The 21,846-nt window shown below is 68.4% G+C and carries 23 protein-coding genes; 15 read left to right on the top strand and 8 right to left on the bottom strand.

What is annotated here, in order from left to right:
- From ACK42S_RS02190 to nagZ, 11 genes are all read left to right on the top strand, one after another.
- Positions 1 to 306: MucB/RseB C-terminal domain-containing protein (locus ACK42S_RS02190; RefSeq protein ID WP_409702774.1), on the top strand; the 306-nt coding region annotated here is incomplete at its 5' end.
- A 56-nt stretch (positions 307 to 362) separates the two neighbouring features.
- On the top strand, positions 363 to 1,847 hold the full coding sequence (locus tag ACK42S_RS02185) for a DegQ family serine endoprotease (protein WP_409702772.1): 1,485 nt from the start codon (positions 363 to 365) through the stop codon (positions 1,845 to 1,847).
- A 527-nt stretch (positions 1,848 to 2,374) separates the two neighbouring features.
- Complete coding sequence (gene lepA / locus ACK42S_RS02180) at positions 2,375 to 4,183, top strand: translation elongation factor 4 (RefSeq protein WP_409702770.1); 1,809 nt, start codon at positions 2,375 to 2,377, stop codon at positions 4,181 to 4,183.
- A 22-nt stretch (positions 4,184 to 4,205) separates the two neighbouring features.
- Positions 4,206 to 5,174, top strand: a complete 969-nt coding sequence (gene lepB / locus ACK42S_RS02175; protein ID WP_409702768.1) for a signal peptidase I — start codon at positions 4,206 to 4,208, stop codon at positions 5,172 to 5,174.
- Positions 5,175 to 5,221: 47 nt separating this feature from the next.
- Entirely contained in the window at positions 5,222 to 5,584 is a 363-nt protein-coding gene (locus ACK42S_RS02170) for a DUF4845 domain-containing protein (protein WP_409702766.1), read from the top strand.
- Between the two features lie 28 nt (positions 5,585 to 5,612).
- Positions 5,613 to 6,296: a ribonuclease III gene (gene rnc / locus ACK42S_RS02165; protein WP_409702764.1), complete on the top strand. Its 684-nt coding sequence runs from the start codon at positions 5,613 to 5,615 to the stop codon at positions 6,294 to 6,296.
- A gap of 35 nt (positions 6,297 to 6,331) precedes the next feature.
- Complete coding sequence (era, locus tag ACK42S_RS02160) at positions 6,332 to 7,255, top strand: GTPase Era (RefSeq protein WP_409702762.1); 924 nt, start codon at positions 6,332 to 6,334, stop codon at positions 7,253 to 7,255.
- A gap of 15 nt (positions 7,256 to 7,270) precedes the next feature.
- Positions 7,271 to 8,065, top strand: coding sequence for a DNA repair protein RecO (gene recO, locus ACK42S_RS02155; protein WP_409702760.1), 795 nt, complete (start codon positions 7,271 to 7,273; stop codon positions 8,063 to 8,065).
- Positions 8,062 to 8,856 (top strand): pyridoxine 5'-phosphate synthase, encoded by a 795-nt coding sequence (locus tag ACK42S_RS02150; RefSeq protein ID WP_409702758.1) that lies wholly within the window; start codon positions 8,062 to 8,064, stop codon positions 8,854 to 8,856. Before recO ends, ACK42S_RS02150 begins: the two co-directional genes overlap by 4 nt.
- Positions 8,853 to 9,248 (top strand): holo-ACP synthase, encoded by a 396-nt coding sequence (gene acpS / locus ACK42S_RS02145; protein WP_409702756.1) that lies wholly within the window; start codon positions 8,853 to 8,855, stop codon positions 9,246 to 9,248. Before ACK42S_RS02150 ends, acpS begins: the two co-directional genes overlap by 4 nt.
- A gap of 10 nt (positions 9,249 to 9,258) precedes the next feature.
- A complete protein-coding gene (nagZ, locus tag ACK42S_RS02140; RefSeq protein ID WP_409702778.1) occupies positions 9,259 to 10,308 on the top strand; it encodes a beta-N-acetylhexosaminidase in 1,050 nt (349 codons plus the stop codon).
- 3 nt (positions 10,309 to 10,311) lie between these two features.
- On the opposite strand, the gene ACK42S_RS02135 is transcribed toward nagZ, so the two are convergent.
- Positions 10,312 to 13,131 (bottom strand): ribonuclease E/G, encoded by a 2,820-nt coding sequence (locus tag ACK42S_RS02135; protein WP_409702755.1) that lies wholly within the window; start codon positions 13,129 to 13,131, stop codon positions 10,312 to 10,314.
- Between the two features lie 698 nt (positions 13,132 to 13,829).
- Here ACK42S_RS02135 and ACK42S_RS02130 point away from each other — a divergent pair.
- Genes ACK42S_RS02130 through ACK42S_RS02115 form a run of 4 tightly spaced genes read left to right on the top strand, consistent with a single transcriptional unit; the run spans position 13,830 to position 16,867 of the window.
- Positions 13,830 to 14,825 carry an RluA family pseudouridine synthase gene (locus ACK42S_RS02130; protein ID WP_409702776.1) on the top strand — a complete coding sequence of 332 codons (996 nt, stop codon included), beginning with the start codon at positions 13,830 to 13,832 and terminating at the stop codon, positions 14,823 to 14,825.
- Complete coding sequence (locus ACK42S_RS02125) at positions 14,822 to 15,487, top strand: HAD family hydrolase (protein ID WP_409702753.1); 666 nt, start codon at positions 14,822 to 14,824, stop codon at positions 15,485 to 15,487. The genes ACK42S_RS02130 and ACK42S_RS02125 overlap by 4 nt, the downstream gene beginning before the upstream one ends.
- A complete protein-coding gene (locus ACK42S_RS02120) occupies positions 15,484 to 15,855 on the top strand; it encodes a Rieske (2Fe-2S) protein (RefSeq protein WP_409702751.1) in 372 nt (123 codons plus the stop codon). Before ACK42S_RS02125 ends, ACK42S_RS02120 begins: the two co-directional genes overlap by 4 nt.
- 52 nt (positions 15,856 to 15,907) lie before the next feature.
- Positions 15,908 to 16,867, top strand: a complete 960-nt coding sequence (locus ACK42S_RS02115; protein ID WP_409702749.1) for a S49 family peptidase — start codon at positions 15,908 to 15,910, stop codon at positions 16,865 to 16,867.
- Positions 16,868 to 16,877: 10 nt separating this feature from the next.
- Here the strand turns inward: ACK42S_RS02115 and ureG are convergent, their stop codons facing one another.
- From ureG to ACK42S_RS02080, 7 genes are read right to left on the bottom strand one after another with little or no spacing between them, the layout of a single operon-like run.
- Positions 16,878 to 17,525, bottom strand: a complete 648-nt coding sequence (gene ureG, locus ACK42S_RS02110) for an urease accessory protein UreG (RefSeq protein ID WP_409702747.1) — start codon at positions 17,523 to 17,525, stop codon at positions 16,878 to 16,880.
- Complete coding sequence (locus ACK42S_RS02105; RefSeq protein ID WP_409702745.1) at positions 17,522 to 18,283, bottom strand: urease accessory protein UreF; 762 nt, start codon at positions 18,281 to 18,283, stop codon at positions 17,522 to 17,524. Before ACK42S_RS02105 ends, ureG begins: the two co-directional genes overlap by 4 nt.
- Entirely contained in the window at positions 18,204 to 18,761 is a 558-nt protein-coding gene (gene ureE, locus ACK42S_RS02100; protein ID WP_409702743.1) for an urease accessory protein UreE, read from the bottom strand. Before ureE ends, ACK42S_RS02105 begins: the two co-directional genes overlap by 80 nt.
- Before the next feature lie 26 nt (positions 18,762 to 18,787).
- Positions 18,788 to 20,515, bottom strand: coding sequence for an urease subunit alpha (ureC, locus tag ACK42S_RS02095; RefSeq protein ID WP_409702741.1), 1,728 nt, complete (start codon positions 20,513 to 20,515; stop codon positions 18,788 to 18,790).
- Positions 20,515 to 20,820, bottom strand: a complete 306-nt coding sequence (locus ACK42S_RS02090) for an urease subunit beta (protein WP_409702739.1) — start codon at positions 20,818 to 20,820, stop codon at positions 20,515 to 20,517. Before ACK42S_RS02090 ends, ureC begins: the two co-directional genes overlap by 1 nt.
- A 17-nt stretch (positions 20,821 to 20,837) precedes the next feature.
- The gene (locus ACK42S_RS02085) at positions 20,838 to 21,425 is read right to left on the bottom strand and encodes a HupE/UreJ family protein (protein WP_409702737.1); all 588 of its coding nucleotides are present in this window, start codon (positions 21,423 to 21,425) and stop codon (positions 20,838 to 20,840) included.
- A gap of 49 nt (positions 21,426 to 21,474) precedes the next feature.
- Positions 21,475 to 21,777: an urease subunit gamma gene (locus ACK42S_RS02080; protein ID WP_409702735.1), complete on the bottom strand. Its 303-nt coding sequence runs from the start codon at positions 21,775 to 21,777 to the stop codon at positions 21,475 to 21,477.
- Between the last annotated feature and the right edge of the window lie 69 nt (positions 21,778 to 21,846).

Genomic DNA, 21,846 nt, shown 5'->3' with positions numbered 1-21,846 from the left:
TATGTGAGTTGTGTCAAGCGCAGCAGCAATGCCGTGGATGGGGCGCCCGACGTCAGCGGTGCGTCCGACGGCGGCGAGCGTGGCAGCATGCTCCAGACCATCTTCTCCGACGGCCTGGCCCATGTCTCGATTTTCGTGGAACCCTATGATGCCAGCCGGCATCGCAAGGAAGTGCTGATGAGCATGGGGGCGACCCATACGCTCATGAGGCGCCACGGGGCCTGGTGGGTGACTGCCGTGGGCGAGGTGCCAGCCGCCACGCTCAACGAGTTCGTCCGGGGCCTGGAGCGCAAGAAGCCGCAGTGAACGGCTGTCGCGGGGGCGTGGCCGTGTGCACTGCGGGCCCAGTGTTGAGGTGAGAGATGAAAACAGCAATGCACCTGGGCACGGTCGTGCCCGCGATGTCTCGACGTGTCCTGGCCGCCTTGATGGCCTTGGCGACCGCCTGGATCCTGGCGGTGGCTTCCATGCCTGTGCAGGCGCAGGCCGCTGCGCTGCCTGACTTCGCCGAACTGGCCGAGCGGGTGGGCCCGTCGGTCGTGAACATCCGCACCACCGAGCGTGCGCGCTCGGCCAGCCCTGGGGCGGGGCCGCAGATGGACGAAGAGATGCAGGAGTTCTTCCGGCGCTTCTTCGGCGTGCCGCTGCCGGGCACCCCCACGCCGCGGGGCGGCCCGCGCCAGGGGCAGCAGGAGGAGGTGCCGCGCGGCGTCGGGTCGGGCTTCGTGATCAGCCCGGACGGCTACGTGATGACCAACGCCCATGTGGTCGAAGGCGCCGATGAGGTCTACGTGACCCTCACCGACAAGCGCGAGTTCAAGGCGCGCATCATCGGCAGCGACCGCCGCACCGACGTGGCCGTGGTCAAGATCGATGCCACCGGCCTGCCGGCCGTGCGCATCGGCGACGTCAACCGCCTGCGCGTGGGCGAATGGGTGATGGCCATCGGCTCGCCCTTCGGTCTGGAAAACACAGTGACCGCCGGCATCGTCAGTGCCAAGGCACGCGACACCGGCGATTACCTGCCCTTCATCCAGACGGACGTGGCCATCAACCCGGGCAACTCGGGCGGCCCGCTGATCAACCTGCGCGGCGAGGTGGTGGGCATCAACTCGCAGATCTACAGCCGCTCGGGCGGCTTCATGGGTATCTCGTTTGCGATCCCCATCGACGAGGCCATGCGTGTGGCCGACCAGTTGCGCACCACGGGCCGCGTGATCCGGGGGCGCATCGGGGTGCAGATCGACCAGATCACCAAGGACGTGGCCGAGTCCATCGGACTGGGGCAGCCCACCGGCGCGTTGGTGCGCAGCGTGGAGCCCAATGGCCCGGCGGCCAAGGCGGGCATCGAGGCGGGCGACATCATCACGCGCTTCGATGGCCGCGTGATCGACAAGGCGGGTGAACTGCCGCGCATCGTGGGCAACACCAAGCCGGGCACCAAGGCCACCGTCCAGGTGTTCCGTCGCGGCAGCTACCGGGACCTCAGCGTGTTGGTCGGCGAGTTCGAACCCGACCCGCCGCGCCGTGTCGCCGGCAGCGAACCCCGCAGCGCCCCGGGCAGCGGGGCGGCCCAGAGCCTGGGCCTGACGCTGGCCAATCTCACCGAGGCCCAGAAGGCGGCGCTGGGCGTCAAGGGCGGCGTGCGGGTGGAATCCGTCGACGGTGCGGCCGCCCGTGCGGGCCTGCGCGAAGGCGACGTCATCCTGGCCATCGCCAACACCGAGGTCTCCGATGTGCGCCAGTTCGAGGCCGTGGTGGCCAAGCTCGACAAGGGGCGGCCTTTCAATGTGTTCTTCCGCCGCGGCGAGTGGGCCCACTACACGATGATCCGGCCCGCCCGCTAAGGCGCAAAGGGGCCCCTGGGCAGACCCGGCACCCGACAAGGGCGCCGGGTTTTTTCGTATCGCGAGAACGACACCGGGATCGCGCCCGACTGGGCGGCCCCTTCGGGTGTTGATAAGTCAGCGCTCAAAAATGTGAGCGTGTGCTCACGGTGTTCGGGGCGGCCAGGATTGTGCTGGTGCTTCGGTAGAATCCGGGGTGGTTCGACGCGCTTTCAATGCAGCTGCGGAAGGATCCCCGGGACGGCCTGGACTATCCCCAAGCCATCCACAAGAGATTGTGGATATCTTGTTGATATTCTGTCTGTTGGTGGCGTGCAACGTGCTGCAAGCCCCGGCTGGCGCGGTGTCCAAGGGGGTGGATTTGGCTACAATGAAAGCCCAACAAAGCAGTTGCCAAGCCTTTTGTTGGAAGGCGCGTCGCCGATTCGACGCGCCTTTTTTTTGCTGGCCCTCCCGTTGTCGCTGATGCATCGCTGCCCGGTGTCGGGCCTGTGGCCCGGGAGGTCGCGACGCACACCTTCGGTTCCATGAAGCACATCCGCAACTTCTCCATCATTGCCCACATCGACCACGGCAAGTCCACCCTGGCCGATCGCATCATCCAGCGCTGCGGGGGCTTGAGCGAGCGCGAGATGGAGGCGCAGGTGCTGGACTCGATGGACATCGAGAAGGAGCGGGGCATCACGATCAAGGCCCAGACGGCGGCCCTGCAGTACACCGCCCGCGACGGACAGGTCTACAACCTCAACCTGATCGACACGCCCGGGCATGTGGACTTCTCCTACGAAGTGAGCCGCTCGCTGTCGGCCTGCGAGGGGGCCTTGCTGGTGGTGGACGCCAGCCAGGGGGTCGAGGCTCAGACGGTGGCCAACTGCTACACCGCGCTCGACCTGGGCGTGGAGGTGGTCCCCGTCCTGAACAAGATGGACCTGCCCCAAGCCGACCCCGAGCGCGCCAAGGCGGAGATCGAGGACGTCATCGGCATCGACGCGTCCGAGGCGATCCCCTGCTCGGCCAAGACCGGCCTGGGGGTGGACGACATCTTGGAGGCCGTGGTCACCCGCATGCCGCCACCCAAAGGTCAGCCCGATGGCCCGCTGCGCGCGATGATCATCGACGCCTGGTTCGACAACTACGTGGGCGTGGTGATGCTGGTGCGGGTGGTCGATGGCAGCTTGAAAAAGGGCGAGCGCATCCGCCTGATGGCCACCAATGCCGTCTACCCGGTCGAGCACCTGGGTGTGTTCACGCCCAAGTCGGTGGACCGCGCCGAGCTGAACGCCGGCGAGGTGGGCTTTGTGATCTGCGGCATCAAGGAGCTGGCCGCCGCCAAGGTGGGCGACACCCTCACGGTGGAGAAGAAGCTGCCCAACAATGCCGGCCCGGCTGCCGAGCCGTTGCCCGGCTTCAAGGAGATCCAGCCGCAGGTGTTCGCGGGCCTGTACCCCAGCGAGTCCAGCGAGTACGACCAATTGCGCGATGCACTGGAGAAGCTCAAGCTCAACGACAGCTCGCTGCGTTTCGAGCCCGAGGTGTCGCAGGCGCTGGGCTTCGGGTTCCGCTGCGGCTTCCTGGGCCTGCTGCACATGGAGATCGTGCAGGAACGGCTGGAGCGTGAGTTCGACCAGGACCTGGTGACCACCGCGCCGAGCGTGGTCTACCAGGTGGAGCTCAACGACGGCACGGTCATCGAGGTCGAGAACCCCTCGAAGATGCCCGATCCGGGGCGCATCCGCGAGATCCGCGAACCCATCGTCACGGTGCACCTGTACATGCCGCAGGAGTACGTCGGCCCGGTGATGACGCTGTGCAACCACAAGCGCGGCGTGCAGCTCAACATGGCCTATCACGGCCGTCAGGTCATGTTGACCTATGACATGCCCTTGGCCGAGATCGTGCTCGACTTCTTCGACAAGCTCAAATCCATCTCCCGTGGCTATGCCTCGATGGACTACGAGTTCAAGGAGTACCGTCCGTCCGACGTGGTCAAGGTGGACCTGCTGATCAATGGTGACCGGGTGGACGCGCTGTCCATCATCGTGCACCGTTCGCAGGCCCAGTTCCGCGGCCGTGCAGTGGCGGCCAAGATGCGCGAGCAGATCCCGCGCCAGATGTACGACGTGGCCATCCAGGCGGCCATCGGCAGCAACATCATCGCGCGCGAGAACATCAAGGCGCTGCGCAAGAACGTACTGGCAAAATGCTACGGGGGTGACATCACCCGCAAGCGCAAGCTGCTGGAAAAGCAGAAGGCCGGCAAGAAGCGCATGAAACAGATCGGCACGGTCGAGGTGCCGCAAGAAGCCTTCCTGGCCATCCTCCAGGTCGACGACTGAACACAAACGCTGGGAGAGTCCCTTGTCGCTGCTCACTGCAGTCCTGTACGCCTGTCTGGCCGTCTATCTCGGCGGCTGGTATTTCGGCCAATGGCACGGCAATTTCTCGCTCGTGCTCTTTCTCCTGACCGCGGTGACGCTGCTGTACTGGCTGGCCGAGCGCTTTCACTTCAAGCCGCAGCGTGAACGTGCGGCGGCCCGGCTGGCCGAGCAGGCGGCCCAGCGCCGCACCGCGCTGGCGCAGCAGGGCATCGCGCAGGTGGACGGCAACGTCGAGGAGGCACGCCAGAAGCTGCTGATGCAACCGTGGTGGCTGGACTGGACGGCCGGCCTCTTTCCGGTGATCTGTGCGGTCTTCCTGGTGCGCTCGTTCCTGTTCGAGCCGTTCAAGATCCCGTCGGGCTCGATGGTGCCCACGCTGCTGGTGGGCGACCTCATCCTGGTCAACAAGTACCACTACGGCGTGCGTCTGCCGGTGATCAACACCAAGATCATCGACAACCACACGCCTCAGCGTGGCGACGTGATGGTCTTCCGCTATCCGCTGGACACCCGCGTCGACTACATCAAGCGCGTGGTGGGCGTGCCCGGCGACGAGGTGGCCTACCTGAACAAACGCCTGAGCATCAACGGCCAGCCCGTGCCGATGCAGCCGCTGGGCGAGTACTACGACGAGGACGGCCGCCGCTACGCCCAGCTCTACAGCGAGAAGCTGGGGGACGTGGAGCACCGGGTGCTGACCCACAAGGACGTGCCGCCGTTCATGCTGGCCGTCGACAACTTCCCCTTCCGTGACCACTGCCGCTACAACGCCGAGGGCGTGGTCTGCAAGGTGCCCGAGGGGCACTACTTCATGATGGGCGACAACCGCGACAATTCGCAGGATTCGCGCTACTGGGGCTTCGTGCCGGAGGCCAACATCGTCGGCAAGGCCTTTTTGATCTGGATGAATTTCGGTAACCTCAGCCGCGTCGGCACCTTCTTCCAGTGAGCGGACCGGCCCTCCAGAACACCGTCATCACCACGAGGAGCAGCTCGATGATCCCTATCCTGCGGCAGCGGCAGCGCGGCGTGACCTTGATCGGCCTGTTGTTCTGGGCGGTCCTGATCGGCTTCGTCGCCCTGGTGGCCATGCGCGTGTTCCCGACCCTCAACGAGTACTGGACCATCCAGCGCGCGATCAACAAGGTGGCCCAGGAGGGCGGCACCACGGTGCCTGAGATCCGGGCTGCCTTCGAGCGCCAGAAGCAGATCGAATACGCCATCACCTCGATCTCCGGGGCCGACCTGGAGATCACCAAGGTCAACGAGAAGATCGTCGTCAGCTTCGCCTACGACAAGGAGATCGAGCTGTTCGAGCCGGTCTACCTGCTCATCAAATACCGCGGCCGCTCGCGATGAGGCGTCGGCGATCCTCCCCTGCCGTCCTGTGAGCGAGACCCTGGAAGCCTTGCAGCGGCGCCTGGGGCACCGCTTCGCCGACCCTGCGCTGCTGCGCGCCGCGCTGACGCACCGCAGCTTCGGCGCCGACCACAACGAGCGTCTGGAGTTCCTGGGCGATGCGGTGCTGGGGCTGGCCGTCTCCAGCCTGCTCTACGAGCGCCTGGGCCGCAGCGACGAGGGCGACCTGTCGCGCGTGCGCGCCCATCTGGTGCGGCAGGAGTCCCTGTACCGCATCGCCCTGGCCCTGCAACTGCCTGACAGCGTGCGCCTGAGCGAAGGCGAGGCCCGCAGCGGCGGGGCCCGGCGGCCGTCCATCCTGGCCGACGCGCTGGAGGCCCTCGTCGGGGCGGTCTACCTGGACGCCGGCTTCGAGTCCGCCCAGGCCGTGGTGCGCCGGCTTTTCGAGCCGGTGCTGGCCCAGGGCGATCTCCAGGCCTCGGCCAAGGACCCCAAGACCGAGCTGCAGGAATGGCTGCAGGCTCGGCGCCTGCCGGTGCCCGCCTATGCCATCGTGGAAACCCGGGGTCAGGCGCACCGTCAGGAATTTGTCGTACGCTGCACGGTGGCGGCGTTGCAGGTCGAGCGGGTGGGCGAGGGCGCCTCACGACGCGCAGCCGAGCAGCAAGCCGCCCAGGCCATGCTGGCCCATCTGAAGTCCATGCACCCCTGAGTGGCCCTTTTCGGCGGCACGGCCGCCCTGACGTCGTGAACCTCGAAGACCTCAACCTGCCTCCTGCCGAGCCTCGCAGCGGCCAACGCTGCGGCCTGGTGGCCATCGTGGGCCGCCCCAACGTGGGCAAGTCCACGCTGCTCAATGCCCTGGTGGGCCAGAAGGTGAGCATCACCTCGCGCAAGGCCCAGACCACGCGGCACCGCATCACCGGCGTCCGTACCCTGGACGACACCCAGTACATCTTCGTCGACACCCCGGGCTTCCAGACCCGGCACAGCAATGCGCTGAACCGCACCCTCAACCGCACGGTCCTGTCATCGGTGGCCGACGTCGATGTGGTGCTCTTCGTGGTCGAGGCCGGCCGCTACGGCATGGACGATGCCAAGGTGCTGGCCCTGTTGCCGCAGGACAAGCCGGTGATCCTGGTGGCCAACAAGCTGGACAAGGTGGTGCGCCGTGCCGAACTGGCGCCCTGGCTCAAGAGCATGCAGGAGCGTCATCCCTTCGCCGAATTCGTGCCGCTGTCGGCCAAGCGGCCCGAGGACGTGCGGCGCCTGCTCGGGATCGTGCGGCCCTACCTGCCCGAGCAGGCGTGGTGGTACGACGAGGACACCCTGACCGACCGCAGCGAACGCTTCCTCGTGAGCGAGATGATCCGCGAGAAGCTCTTCCGCCTCACGGGCGACGAGCTGCCCTACACCTCCACCGTGGTGATCGACAAGTTCGAGGAGGAAGGCCGCCTGCGCCGCATTGCCGCGACCATCATCGTCGAGCGCGAGGCCCACAAGGGCATCGTGATCGGCGAAGGCGGCGAGCGGCTCAAGCGCATCGGCATGGAGGCGCGTCTGGAGCTGGAGCGGCTCATGGATGCGAAGCTCTTCCTCGAGCTGTGGGTCAAGGTGCGCTCGGGCTGGGCCGATGACGAGGAGCGGCTGCGCTCCTACGGCTACGAGTAGGCCGCGCGCCGCACCATGGCCACGCGCACCTCGGGCGGCCGGCGGCATGCGCACCGCGTGGCGGGCGAGCCGGCCTATGTGCTGCACCACTACGACTGGAGCGAGTCGAGCCTGATCCTCGACCTCTTCACCCGCCACCACGGCCGTGTGGCGGTGGTGGCCAAAGGGGCCAAGCGGCCGTATTCGCAGTTGCGTCCGGTGCTGCTGCCCTTCCAGCGTCTGTTGGTGAGCTACAGCAGCCGCGACGAGGACGGGGCCGAGGTGCACACCCTGAAGACCGCCGATTGGGCGGGAGGGCTGCCGATGCCCACCGGCGCGGCCCTGCTCACCGGCTTCTACCTCAACGAGCTGCTGATGAAGCTGCTGGCCCGCTCGGACGCCCATCCGCACTTGTTCGACCACTATGCCGCGACCTTGCCGGCATTGGCCGGCGGCGAGGACGCCGGCGTGCAGGCGGCCTTGCGGGCCTTCGAGCTGGCGCTGCTGCGCGAGATCGGCGTGCTGCCCGAGCTGCACACCGAGACCCTGACCCAGCAGCCGGTGCGCGATGCCGCGCGCTATGGTTTGGATGCCGAAGCGGGGGTGTGTTCGGCCAGACCCGGTGAGGCCGGCCTGCGCGGGGACTGGCTGCGCGAGGCCCAGCAGGCCCTGGAGACGGCCGGCGGCGAGCAGGGTTTGGCGGCCGTACAGCAGGTGTGCCGGCGGGCTTTGCCCGAGCTCAAACCGGCGCTGCGCAGCCTGCTTCACTATCATCTGGGCACGCCCGTGCTGCGCACCCGCCAGCTCCTGATGGAACTCCAGCAACCATGATTCTCTCCGGCACCCCGAACGCGCCTTTGCTGGGCGTGAACATCGACCACGTGGCCACGCTGCGCAATGCGCGCGGCGGCCGCTTTCCGGACCCGGTGGCGGCTGCCGAGCTGGCCGTCCAGGCCGGAGCCGACATCATCACCTTCCATCTGCGTGAGGATCGGCGGCACATCCGTGACGACGACGTGCACCGTCTGAAAGCCGCGCTGCACGTGCCGCTGAACTTCGAGGCGGCCGTGACCGACGAGATGCTGGGCCTGATCGAACAGATCCGCCCGGAACATGTCTGCCTGGTGCCCGAGCGCCGCCAGGAGGTCACCACCGAAGGCGGCCTGGATGTGGTCGGACAGTTCGGCCGTGTGCAGGAGGCCTGTGCGCGGCTGGCGGCGGCCGGCTGCCGCGTCTCGCTTTTCATCGGGGCCGACCCGGCGCAGATCGAGGCCAGCGCCCGCGCCGGTGCGCCCTGCATCGAGATCCACACCGGCGCCTACGCCGAGGCCTGGTGGGCCCAGGAGGCGGGCGCGATGCAGTCCGAGCTGACCCGCATCGAGCAGGGCCTGCGCCTGGGGCGCTCGCTCGGGCTGCAGACCAACGCGGGCCATGGCCTGGCGGTGTGGGACCGCCCGGCGCCGCATCCCGGCCCGAGCAGCACTGCGGCGATCGCGGCCCTGCCCGACGTGGCCGAGCTGCACATCGGCCATGCGCTGATCGGCCATGCCGTCTTCGTGGGCCTGCGCCAGGCCATCGCCGACTTCAAGGCCGAAGCCGTGCGGGCGAGGCAGCGCGCGTGATCTACGGCATTGGCACCGACATCTGCGACGTCCGTCGCATCGAGGCGGCCTTGCAGCGCCATGGCGAGCGCTTTGCGCTCAAGGTGCTGGGCCCGCATGAGATCGAGGTCTTTCGCCAGCGCCGCGCCAGGGTGCCCTCGCGGGGCGTGCGCTACCTGGCCACGCGCTTTTCGGCCAAGGAGGCCTTCTCCAAGGCCATCGGCCTGGGCCTGCGCCTGCCGATGACCTGGCGCGCCTGCGAGATCGTCAAGGCACCGAGCGGCCAGCCCGAGATCCGTTTGCATGGCGAACTGGCCGCCTGGTTCGAGGCCCGCCACCTGCGGGCCCACGTGAGCCTGACCGACGAAACCGACTACGCCGCCAGCTTCGTGGTGGTGGAAACGAAGGAGTGAGATGAGCCTGCTGCCCGAGCATGCCCCGGTGGTCCTCGACATCGCCGGCACCGCGCTGGACGACAACGACCGCCGCCGCTTGCAGCACCCGCTGACTGGCGGCCTGATCCTGTTTGCGCGCAACTGGGTCGACCGCCGCCAGCTCATCGGGCTGACGGCCGAGGTGAAGAGCCTGCGCCCGGATGTGCTGATCTGTGTGGACCACGAAGGCGGGCGTGTGCAGCGCTTCCGCACGGACGGATTCACCCACCTGCCGCCAATGCGCCGCCTGGGCGAGTTGTGGATGGACGATGCCCTGCGCGCCACCGAAGCGGCCACGGCCTGTGGCTATGTGCTGGCCTCGGAGCTGCGCGCCTGCGGCGTGGACTTCAGCTTCACGCCGGTGCTGGACCTCGACCATGGACAAAGCGGTGTGATCGGCGACCGGGCCTTCCATCGCGATGCGCGTGTCGCGACGCTGCTGGCCAAGAGCGTGATGCACGGCCTGCTGCTGGCCGGCATGCAGTCGTGCGGCAAGCATTTCCCCGGCCATGGCTACGTGGCGGCCGATTCGCACGTGGACATCCCCGTGGACCGCCGCTCGCTCAAGGCCATCCTGGCCGATGATGCGAAGCCCTACGAATGGTTGAGCACCTCGCTGGCCTCGGTGATGCCGGCCCACGTGATCTATCCCAAGGTCGATGCCTTGCCGGCGGGCTTTTCCCGCCGTTGGCTGCAGGACATCCTGCGGGGCCGACTGGGCTTCACCGGTGCGATCTTCAGCGACGACCTGAGCATGCAGGGCGCCAGCGTGATGGGCGATGCCGTGCAGGGGGCCGTGGCCGCCCTGCGCGCCGGCTGCGACCTGGTGCTGCTGTGCAACCAGTCGGTGGTGGACGGCGGGGCGGCGCTGGACGCCCTGCTGGACGGGCTGTGGGACGCCCGCGAGCGCGGCCAGTGGGCGCCGAGCGCCGACAGCGAGGCGCGGCGGGTGGGCCTGCTGCCCCAGGCCGCTGCGCTGGCCTGGGACGAGCTGATGTATCACGCGCCCTACCAGCAGGCGCTGGCGCGCCTGCCCTGAGCCTCACTGCTGCTGTTGCTGCTGGGCCTGGACGGCCTCGAAGGGCAGGGTGATCTGGGAGAGGTCCTTGCGGGTCTCGACCAGCACCAGCGGGCCCTCGTCCAGCGCCACCACGGGCTTGCGCTCGCGCGGCACGCGGATGGGCTGGGGCGTGTTGGCGATCAGCGCCTGAGCGGCACGCACCTTGTCCGCATCGGAATGCACCCACTCCAGGCCGGCGGAGGCGGCCAGTTCGTGGAGGCTGGACAGCGGCAGCTCATAGTGCGGCACCACCGGCTGAGGATGCGCGGCCGCCACCGGGGCCGACGGTGCGGCGTCCACCGCAGGAGCGGGGGCTTCAGCGGCGGTCGTTTCCACCGGCGCCTCGGTGCCTTCCTGAGGGCGGCGCTCACGACGGTAGCGGTCACGCCCCCGGCCCCGGCGGCCCTCCCCTTGGGCGACATCGGCGCTGGAGGCCTCCTCGGGCGAGGCATCGGCTTGCACCGGTTCGACCGGGGACTCGGGCTCCGCCACGGCCTCGGGGCTCAGGCTGTCCTGGTCGGGTGCCAGGCCTTCCACGCCAGCCTCGCGCTCACGGCGCCCACGACCTCCACGGCGGCGGCGGCGGCCTGCCTCGCGGGGGCCTTCGGCCGAGGCTTCGCCCTGGTCCTGGGGCACGGTGTCGACAAAGGCGGTGCCCTCCTCGGCGTCCGGCGCCGCGGCGGCTTCGCGCTCGGGGCGGGGCGCGTTGCGGCGGCCGTCCTGGCGCGCCTCGCCACGCGCCTCGCTGCTACGGCCTTCGCCGCCGCGTGCGCCGCGCTGCGGCGGGGCTTCGGCGGCCTCGGCACGCGCTTCGCCATGGCGTCCGCGGCTCTCTCCGCCCCCGTTGGCATGTGCGTTGTTGCGTCCTCCCTCACCGTGGGCGTCCACACGCACGTCCCCGCGCCCGCCCCGGCCGTCGCGACGGCCCTCGCCGCGTTCACCCCCGCGGCCGCTGCGGCGTCCTTCGCCTCGACGACCTTCACCACGCTCGGCTTTGCCTTCCTTGGCGGCAGGCTGGGCCTGCGCAGGCGCGGCGGCTGGGGCTGGCGCTTCGGGGCGGCCGGCAAAGAGTTTCTTCAGCCAGCCGAAGAAGCCACCGCTGGCCGGCACAGGGGCCGCCACCGGCGGGGCCGCCGCGGGCGCGGGCGCCGGGGCGGCCGGCTCGGGCTTGGGCGCGGCCACGGGGGCCGGGGTTTCGGGCAGGATGCCCTTGATCACCGGTTCCTGCTTGGAGCGGCCCTTCTCGTTGGCGTCGCGACGACGGGTGATGCCCACCTCATCGTCAGGCTCCTCGATCATCGTATAGCTGGCCTGCAGGTTCTCCAGGCGCGGATCGTCGTGGCGCAGACGCTCGAGCTTGTAGTTGGGGGTCTCGAGGTGCTTGTTGGGCACCAGGATGACGGTGACGCGCTGCTTCAGTTCGATCTTGGTGATCTCGGTGCGCTTCTCGTTGAGCAAGAAGCTGGTCACCTCCACCGGCACCTGCACGTGCACCGCGGCGGTGTTCTCCTTCATGGCCTCTTCCTGCACCATGCGCAGGATCTGCAAGGCCGAGGATTCGGTGTCGCGGATGTGGCCGGTGCCGTTGCAGCGCGGGCAGGTGATGTGGCTGCCCTCACTCAGGGCCGGGCGCAGGCGCTGGCGCGACAGTTCGAGCAGACCGAACTTGCTGATCGCGCCGAGCTGCACGCGGGCGCGGTCGGGGCGCACCGCGTCGCGCAGGCGCTGCTCGACCTCGCGGCGGTTCTTGGACTCCTCCATGTCGATGAAGTCCACGACGATCAGGCCGCCCAGGTCGCGCAGCCGCATCTGGCGGGCGATCTCGTCGGCCGCTTCGAGGTTGGTGCGGGTGGCGGTTTCCTCGATGTCGCTGCCGCGGGTGGCGCGGGCCGAGTTGACGTCGATGGACACCAGGGCCTCGGTGTGGTCGATCACGATGGCTCCGCCCGAGGGCAGGTTCACTGTGCGCGAGAAGGCCGTCTCGATCTGATGTTCGATCTGGAAGCGACTGAACAGCGGGGCATCGTCACGGTAGCGTTTCACGCGGTGCGCCATCTCGGGCATCACGTGATTCATGAACTGGCGGGCCTGCTCGTAGATGTCATCGGTGTCGATGAGGATCTCGCCGATGTCCGAGGTGAAGTAGTCGCGGATGGCGCGGATGACGAGTGAGGACTCCTGATAGATCAGGAAGGCGCCCTTGCCGGCCTTGGCGGCCTCGTCGATGGCGGCCCACAGCTTGAGCATGTAGTTGAGGTCCCACTGCAGCTCGGCCACGCTGCGGCCGATGCCAGCGGTGCGGGCGATCAGGCTCATCCCCTTGGGGTAGTCGAGCTGGTCCAGGGCTTCCTTGAGTTCCTCGCGGTCCTCGCCCTCGATGCGGCGCGAGACGCCGCCGCCACGGGGGTTGTTGGGCATCAGCACCAGGTAGCGGCCAGCCAGCGAGATGAAGGTGGTCAGCGCCGCGCCCTTGTTGCCGCGCTCTTCCTTTTCCACCTGGACCAGCAGTTCCTGGCCTTCCTTTATGACGTCGGCGATCTTGGCGTTGCGGACGTCGACGCCCTCCTTGAAGTACTGACGCGAGATCTCCTTGAAGGGCAGGAAGCCGTGGCGGTCCTCGCCGTAATCGACGAAGCAGGCTTCCAGCGAGGGCTCGACGCGGGTGACGACGGCCTTGTAGATGTTGCCCTTGCGCTGTTCGCGCCCTTCGATCTCGGTCTCGAAATCGAGAAGCTTCTGGCCGTCGACGATGGCCAGGCGACGCTCTTCCTGCTGCGTCGCGTTGATCAGCATGCGTTTCATGTGCACTCCTTCACCCGAGCGGCCCGCGGGGCCCGCACAGGCACAACCACATGCCGCCACCGGCTCGACGACCGGGGGGCGGCTCAACGATGCACGAGGAACGCAATCAGGAACCGGAAGGAATCGCCCTGGACGGTCGGCGCGGCGGAAGCTTCCGCCGGGTCAGCCGCGTTGGCGCGTGCGAGGAGTGAACTGGACAGCGGACGACGGGCGCCGCTGCGGCCCCGGGCCGGAGGCACCGGACGCCCTCCCGACGCCGAGCCGCGGGACGTGCCGGCGCAACCGCAGGGCCGGTGTCATGCCGCAGCGATGCGGTGGAGGAAGGAGGCCGGAAGGCAGGGTCCGCATGGGATCACTGAACGCAAGGCTGCAGGCGGTGCTTCCGAGATCGGGGCGCGCCGGGGGGCGGGACTGTCTCGCAAGCGGTGCCGGCCTGCGGCCGGAAAACCTTGTTGTTGGGTTCTTGTGTGCGTTGGCTCTGACGCGGGCCGTGTTCACTGCCGTCGGCTCACCTTGGGAGACGACCCGCAGCCACGGGCCCACGCTGCATCAACTCTTGTGGCCACCGACACTCACTCACAGACTGTGCGTGCCGACGGCCGACCCGCCGGCGCTGGGTGTTTGAGAGCCCTCGGACCGCCCCCGCCGGAGCGGGACGGGTAAACTCTTGCAAATCAAACACTTACAACGCAAACGTGGTGCAACAGATTATACGGGCGAAACCGCCGGCTGCGCGCAGCGGTGTGGCGCCGGGGCCCGCGGTGCGCCATGTCGTCGTCGATGAAGCGTCGGCGGGCCAGCGTCTGGACAACTTCCTGGCCAAGACACTCAAGGGGGCGCCCAAGTCGCTCATCTACCGCATCGTGCGCAGCGGCGAGGTGCGGGTGAACAAGGGCCGTGCCACGGCCGACACCCGGTTGGCCCTGGGCGACGAGGTCCGTGTGCCGCCGGTGCGCCTGGCCGCGCGCGGTGAGCAAGCGCTCACGCCGGCGCGCGAGTTCCCCGTCGTCTACGAAGACGAGCACCTGCTCGCCGTGGACAAGCCGGCCGGCGTGGCCGTGCATGGCGGCAGCGGCGTGAGCTTCGGCGTGATCGAGCAGCTTCGCAGGGCGCGGCCGCAGGCGAGGATGCTGGAGCTGGTGCACCGCCTGGACAAGGAAACCTCGGGCCTGCTGCTCATCGCCAAGAAGCGCAGTGCGCTGACGGCCCTGCAGGACCAGTTCCGCAGCCGCGAGACGGGCAAGACCTACGCCGCCCTGGTGATCGGGGCCTGGCCGGCCCACAAGAAGGTCATCGACGTGCCGCTGCACAAATACCTCACCGGCGAGGGCGAGCGGCGGGTGCGCGCTGTTGCCCCTGGTGCCGAGGAGGGGCGGCGCTCGATCACCCTGGTGCAGGTGGTGCAGGCCTTTGCCGACTACACCTTGCTGGACGTGACCATCAAGACCGGCCGCACCCACCAGATCCGCGTGCACCTGGCCCACGAGGGCCATCCGATCGTCGGCGATGACAAATACGGCGACTTCGCGCTGAACCGGGCCTGGGCACGGGGGCAGGCCCTTGCGGGCCACCGCTTCGCCCGCATGTTCCTGCATGCGCGGCGCTTGCGTTTTGACCATCCGGCCACCGGGCAGCCCCTCGAGCTCGAATCGCCCTTGCCGCGCGAATGCGCAGAATTGCTCCAACACCTATGAGCCAGCGACCCCGCCAGTTCGACCTGATCGTCTTCGACTGGGATGGCACCTTGTTCGATTCCACGGCACTGATCGTGCGCTGCATCCAGGCGGCCTGCGCCGACCTGGGCCTGCCCGTGCCCGGTGAGCGTGAGGCCGCCTACGTGATCGGTCTGGGCCTGCACGATGCCCTGCAGCAGGTGGTGCCTGGACTGCCGGTGGAGCGCTATCCCGAGCTGGGTCGGCGCTACCGGCATCATTACTTCGCACAACAGCACGAGCTGGTGCTGTTCGAAGGCAGCCTGGCGATGCTGCAGGCGCTCAAGCAACGCCACCACTGGCTGGCCGTGGCCACCGGCAAGTCGCGCCGTGGGCTGGACGAGGCGCTGCGCAGCGTGCAGCTCCAGGGCCTCTTCGACGGCACGCGCACCGCCGATGAGACGGCCTCCAAGCCCGACCCGCGCATGCTGCTGGAGCTGATGCGCGAATTCGGCACGCAGCCCGAGCGCACGCTGATGATCGGCGACACCGTGCACGACCTGCAGCTTGCGGCCAATGCCGGCGCGGTAGGCGTGGCGGTGAGCTACGGCGCCCACGACCCGGCGGCGCTGCGCGAGCTGGCGCCCCGTTTCATTGCCGGCTCGGTGCCCGAGCTGCACCGCTGGCTGGAGGCTCACGCATGAACCCGGGCATCGAGCTGTGCGATTCGCAGGCGCTGACCGAGCGCGGCAAGGCTGTGCTTTTCGACGTGCGGCTGTGGAACGAACACGTGCGGGCCTTTGCGCTGCGCTTCGAGGGCCGGGCCGTGGCCTACGTGAACCGCTGCGCCCATGTGCCGGCCGAGATGGACTGGCAGCCCGGCGAGTTCCTCGACGACAGCCGCGAATGGATCATCTGCTCCATCCACGGGGCGGTCTATGACCCGCGCAGCGGCGAATGCGTGGGGGGACCTTGCGTGCGCTCGCGCCTGATCGAGGTGCCGGTGGTCGAACGTGACGGCAAGGTCTATTGGTATCCCAGCGACGACGTGCAGCCGGCGTTGACCGACTGAAACCCCTTTCCAGCCCATGCACAACGACGACCCTCCTTTCCATCAGGACCCCATGGAACCCGAGACCCCCCTTCCCACCACCCCGGCCCGAGGGACCGGGGACGACGCCATCGCCCGTCTGGCCCAGGCCTATCTCGATGACCGGCGGCGCGAGCGGCGCTGGCGCATCTTCTTCCGCCTGGCCTGGCTGCTGCTGGCCCTGGCGCTGCTGGTGCTGTTGTACCGGCAGGGGCTACAAGCCTCGGCGCCCAGCACGCCGCACACCGCGCTGATCGATGTGCGCGGCGAAATCTCGGCGGATGCGCCCGCCAGTGCGGAGAACCTCATCGCGGCCCTGCGCAACGCCTTCGAGGACAGCGGCGCGCAGGCCGTGGTGCTGCGCATCAACTCGCCCGGGGGCAGCCCGGTGCAGGCCGGCATGGTCAACGACGAGATCGAGCGGCTGCGGCAGCAGCATGGCAAGCCGGTCTACGCGGTGTGCGAGGAGATGTGCGCTTCGGCGGCCTTCTACATCGCCGCGGCGGCCGACGAAGTGTTCGTGGACAAGGCCTCGCTGGTGGGCTCCATCGGCGTGCTGATGGACGGCTTCGGCTTCACCGGGTTGATGGACAAGCTGGGGGTTGAGCGCCGCCTGCTCACGGCCGGCGAGAACAAGGGTTTCCTCGACCCCTTCTCGCCCCAGACCGAGCAGCACAAGGCCTATGCCCAGGCCCTGCTCGACCAGATCCACCAGCAGTTCATTGCCGAGGTGCGTGAAGGGCGTGGTGAACGCTTGAGCAACCAGACCGAGGCCTTCTCGGGCCTGGTCTGGAGTGGCCAGCAGGCCATCGACCTGGGCCTGGCCGACCGCTACGGCAGCCTGGATTACGTCGCTCGCGAGGTGGTCAAGGCCGAGGACATCATCGACTACACGCCGCGCGAGAACGTGGCCGAACGCCTGGCCAAACGCTTCGGTGCCGCCGTGGGCGAGGGCATGGTGGCGGCGTTGCGCGGCGTCGGCGGCCTGCGCTGAAGCGGCGGGCTCAAGCCTTCAGCAGGCCTTTCGTTTCGATGAAGTCGATGACCTGATCGAGGCCTTCGCGGGTCTTGAGGTTGGTCATCACCCAGGGGCGGCCTGGCCGCATGCGCGCGGTGTCGGCGGCCATCACGTCGAGGTTGGCACCCACATAGGGCGCGAGGTCGGTCTTGTTGATCACGAAGAGGTCGCTCTTGGTGATGCCGGGGCCGCCCTTGCGCGGGATCTTCTCGCCGGCGGCCACGTCGATCACGTAGATCGTGAGGTCAGACAGTTCCGGGCTGAAGGTGGCGGCCAGGTTGTCGCCGCCACTTTCGATGAAGACGATGTCGGCATTCGGGAACTTCGCCAGCATGCGATCGACGGCTTCGAGGTTGATGGAGGCGTCTTCTCGGATCGCGGTGTGCGGGCAGCCGCCGGTCTCCACACCCATGATGCGCTCGGGCTCCAGCGCACCGGCCACGGTGAGCAGGCGCTGGTCTTCCTTGGTGTAGATGTCGTTGGTGACCACCACCAGGTCGTAGCTGTTGCGCATCGTCTTGCACAGCATCTCGACGAGGGTGGTCTTGCCCGAGCCCACGGGCCCGCCCACGCCTACACGCAAGGGGGGCAGTTTCTTGGTTCGGCCGGGGATGGCATGCAGGGAGGTGCTCATGATCGGAAGAGTCGGGAGTATTGCTGTTCGTGCTGGGCTGACAGGATGGCCAGCCGGGGGGTGAAGGCCTGGCGGTGCGCGTCGCTGAGCGCAAGGGCCGTGGCCACCACGTCGGGAATCTCTGCCGCCAGGCGTGCGAGGATGCGCTGGCCGGCGCTCTGGCCCAGTGGCACGGCCTTGAGGGCCGCCTGCACCATGTTCTCGGCCCAGCCGAAGCTGAAGGACAGCAGGGCCTGTTCGGGTGTGGCGCCCGCCTGGGCAGCCGCCAGCGCGAAAGCCACCGGATAGGTGGGGGCGGGGGACAAGGCGGCCAGCGTGGCAACACGTTCATCGCTTGCGCGGTTGTTCAGCCAGTCCACCAGAGAACGGCCCATCTGTTCGGTCTGCTGGCGCAGCTCGGCCGACTCGCGCGTGTGGCGCACCCAGTCGTTCAGGGCCGTGAGCCGGGCGAGGTCATGGGACTGCCAGGCAGGCACCGCCTGGGCCACCACGGCCGCATCGGCCCGCCCGAGCGCGAGGTGCAGCTGATCGCTGAGCCAGTCACTGGCCTGGGCTTCGTTCGTGACGAGGCCAGCCTCCACCGCCGCTTCCAGCCCTTCGGAGTAACTGAAGCCGCCCACTGGCAAGGCCGGTGAAGCCAGCCACATCAGTTGCAGCCAGGTGGCGGAGGCCGACATCTCAGTGATGGTGGTGGCCGCAGCCGGGGCCGTGCACGTGGCCAGGGTCGTGGGGCGAGTGGGCGTGACCGTCGTGGTCATGTCCATGAGCGTGGCCATGACCACCGGCCGCATAGGCGCCGCCTTCCGGCTCGAAAGGGGCCTGCACCTCGGTGACGATCAGGCGCATCTGGCGCAGCATGTCGGCCAGCACGTGGTCGGGTTCGAACTGCAGATGGTCAGGCTGCAGTTCGAGCTGCACATGGCGGTTGCCCAGGTGGTAGGCCGCGCGCAGCAGGTCGAAGGGCGAGCCGTGTTCGGTGCAGGCGGTGACGCGCAGCACCGGCTGGGGTGCGGCCTCGACGCGGATCAGCGAGCCATCCTCGGCCACCAGCACGTCGCCGCCGCGCACGACGGTGCCGCGCGGCAGGAACACACCCAGGGTGCGGCCCTGGCTGTCGGTGGCATCGAAGCGGCTCTTCTGGCGCACGTCCCAGTTAAGCGCCACCGTGGCGGCCCGCTTGAGCAGCGCAGCGGCCAGACCCTGGCCCTGGGGAAGGAGTTTGTTGACGGTCAGCATGCCTGCGATGGTACGCCGGTGAGGGTTCAGAACAGGAAATAGCGCTGCGCCATCGGCAGCACCGTGGCGGGCTCGCAGGTGAGCCACTGGCCGTCGGCGTGGACCTGGTAGGTCTGTGGGTCGATCTGCATGCGCGGGGCGTAGGCGTTGTGCACCATGTCGGCCTTCTTCACGCTGCGGCAGCCTTTCACGGCGGCCACGGCCTTGCGCAGGCCGTAGCGCTCGGCGGCCCCGGACTGGAAAGCCGAGGAGCTCAGGAAGGTGAGCGAGGTGGCCGACAGCGCTCCGCCGAAGCTGCCGAACATGGGGCGGTAGTGCACGGGTTGCGGCGTGGGGATGGAGGCATTGGGGTCGCCCATCGCGGCGGCGGCGATGAAGCCGCCCTTGAGGATGAGCGAGGGTTTCACGCCGAAGAAGGCCGGCTTCCACAACACCAGGTCGGCCCACTTGCCCACCTCGATGCTGCCCACCTCGTGCGCAATGCCGTGGGCCAGTGCGGGGTTGATGGTGAGCTTGGCGAGGTAGCGCTTCACGCGGGCGTTGTCATGGCGCGCGGTGTCGCCGGGCAGGGCGCCGCGCTGCTGCTTCATCTTGTGCGCGGTCTGCCAGCAGCGCAGGATGACCTCGCCCACCCGGCCCATGGCCTGGCTGTCGGACGAGAACATGCTGATTGCGCCCAGGTCGTGCAGGATGTCCTCGGCTGCGATGGTCTCGCGTCGGATGCGGCTTTCGGCAAAGGCCAGGTCCTCGGCGATGGACGCATCGAGGTGGTGGCACACCATGAGCATGTCGAGGTGCTCGTCGATGGTGTTGACGGTGAAGGGCCGTGTCGGGTTGGTGGAGGAGGGCAGCACATTGGCCTCGCCCACCACCTTGAGGATGTCGGGGGCATGGCCGCCGCCCGCGCCTTCGGTGTGGAAGGTGTGGATGGTGCGGCCCTTGAAGGCGGCGATGGTGTCCTCGACGAAGCCGCTCTCGTTGAGCGTGTCGGTGTGGATGGCCACCTGGATGTCGCCGGCTTCGGCCACGCTCAGGCAGTTGTCGATGGCAGCGGGCGTCGTGCCCCAGTCCTCGTGCAGCTTCAGGCCGATGGCCCCGGCTTCCACCTGCTGCTGCAGGGCCTCGGGCCGGCTGGCGTTGCCCTTGCCGAAGAAGCCCAGGTTCATCGGGAAGGCCTCGGCGGCCTGCAGCATGCGCTTGATGTTCTCGGGGCCGGGCGTGCAGGTGGTGGCGAAGGTGCCGGTGGCCGGGCCGGTGCCCCCGCCGATCATCGTGGTGATGCCCGAGGTCAGGGCTTCCTCGATCTGCTGCGGGCAGATCCAGTGGATGTGGGTGTCGATGCCGCCGGGCGTGACGATCAGGCCTTCGGCGGCGATGATCTCGGTGCCCGGGCCGATGACGATGTCCACGCCGGGCTGCACATCGGGGTTGCCGGCCTTGCCGATGGCGGCAATGCGCGAGCCCTTGATGCCGATGTCTGCCTTGACGATGCCCCAGTGGTCGACGATGAGCGCGTTCGTGAGCACGCAGTCCATCGCGTCCATCGCCCCGGGGCCATTGACACGCTGGCTTTGGCCCATGCCGTCACGGATGGTCTTGCCGCCGCCGAACTTCACCTCCTCACCGTAGCCGCCAGCGGCCAGGGTGTAGTCCTTCTCCACCTCGATGACGAGGTCGGTGTCGGCCAGGCGCACGCGGTCGCCCACGGTGGGCCCGAACATCTCGGCATAGGCGCGTCGTTGGATCGTGGACATCACAGGTTTCCTTGCACGAGGCCGCGAAAGCCGTAGACGACACGGTCGCCGGCATAGTCGACCAACTCGACCGTGCGTTGCTGGCCGGGCTCGAAGCGCACGGCGGTGCCCGAGGCAATGTTCAGGCGCATGCCGCGCGCGGCGGCCCGGTCGAACTGCAGCGCGCCGTTGGTTTCCGCGAAGTGGTAGTGCGAGCCCACCTGGATGGGGCGGTCGGCGGTGTTCTGCACCACCAGCGTGAGCGTGCGCCGGCCGGGGTTCAGGGCATGGTCGGGGCCGTCGGTGAGGAGTTCGCCGGGGATCATGGGGCCTCCGTTGGACGTCAGGCCACGAGGGGCAGCAGCAGCGCGGCGCCGAAGGCGGCCACGGCGCCGCCGGCCAGGCGGGGCCACCAGGCGCTGCGCTCGCGGGTCAGGTGGCCGATCAGCATCCCGACGGCATGCAGCACCACGGTGCCCAGTAGCATGCCCAGCAGGGGGGCGATGGTCCCGTCGCCCGCCAGCTCCAGGCCGTGTGCCAGGCCGTGGAAGAGAGCAAACCCCCCTACCAGGGCACCGCCGGCCAAGGCGGGCAGCCGGGCACGGGTGGCAGCCAGCAGGCCCACCACCAGCAGCGACGCGGCAATCATGGGTTCGATGGCGGGCAGTTCGATGCCACCCAGGCCCAGGCCGGCTCCCACGGTCAGCAGCACGGCAAAGGCCAGGGGGGCGACCCAGACGCGGCGGGCGGTCAAGGCACTCCAGTAGCCCACGGCCAGCATGGCGGCCAGGTGGTCCAGGCCCGTGAAGGGATGGCTCAATCCTTCCAGGAAGCCGTGATGGCTGCTGCCATCGCCCCCCGTGTGGGCCAGGGTCAACAGGGGCAGGCCGGCCAGGGCCAGGGCGGCCAGGCGCAGGGCGAATCGGGTCATGGAGTCCTCCGGAAGCTGTGAGCGCACCAAAAAAAAGCGCTCGAACGTTTTACGCAATGGGTTGGTGCACGGTCACCAGTTTGGTGCCATCGGGAAACGTGGCCTCGACCTGGATGTCCGGGATCATCTCGGGCACGCCCTCCATCACGTCGGCGCGCGTGAGCACGGTCTTGCCCTCGCTCATCAGCGCGGCCACCGACTTGCCGTCTCGGGCCCCCTCCATGATCGCGGCCGTGATCAGGGCCACTGCCTCGGGGTAGTTGAGCTTCAGGCCGCGGGCCTTGCGCCGCTCGGCCAGCAGGGCCGCCGTGAAGATCAGCAGCTTGTCTTTTTCGCGCGGGGTCAGTTCCATGGAGACGCATCTTGCAGGATGAGTGCCAGCCTTGTCACCTGCCGCGCAAGGCTGGTGCGATTCTTGTAC

The sequence above is a fragment of the Caldimonas sp. genome, from assembly GCF_046289365.1.
In the GTDB taxonomy this organism is placed as follows: domain Bacteria; phylum Pseudomonadota; class Gammaproteobacteria; order Burkholderiales; family Burkholderiaceae_C; genus Caldimonas.
This window is presented reverse-complemented; position numbering and strand designations above follow the sequence as displayed.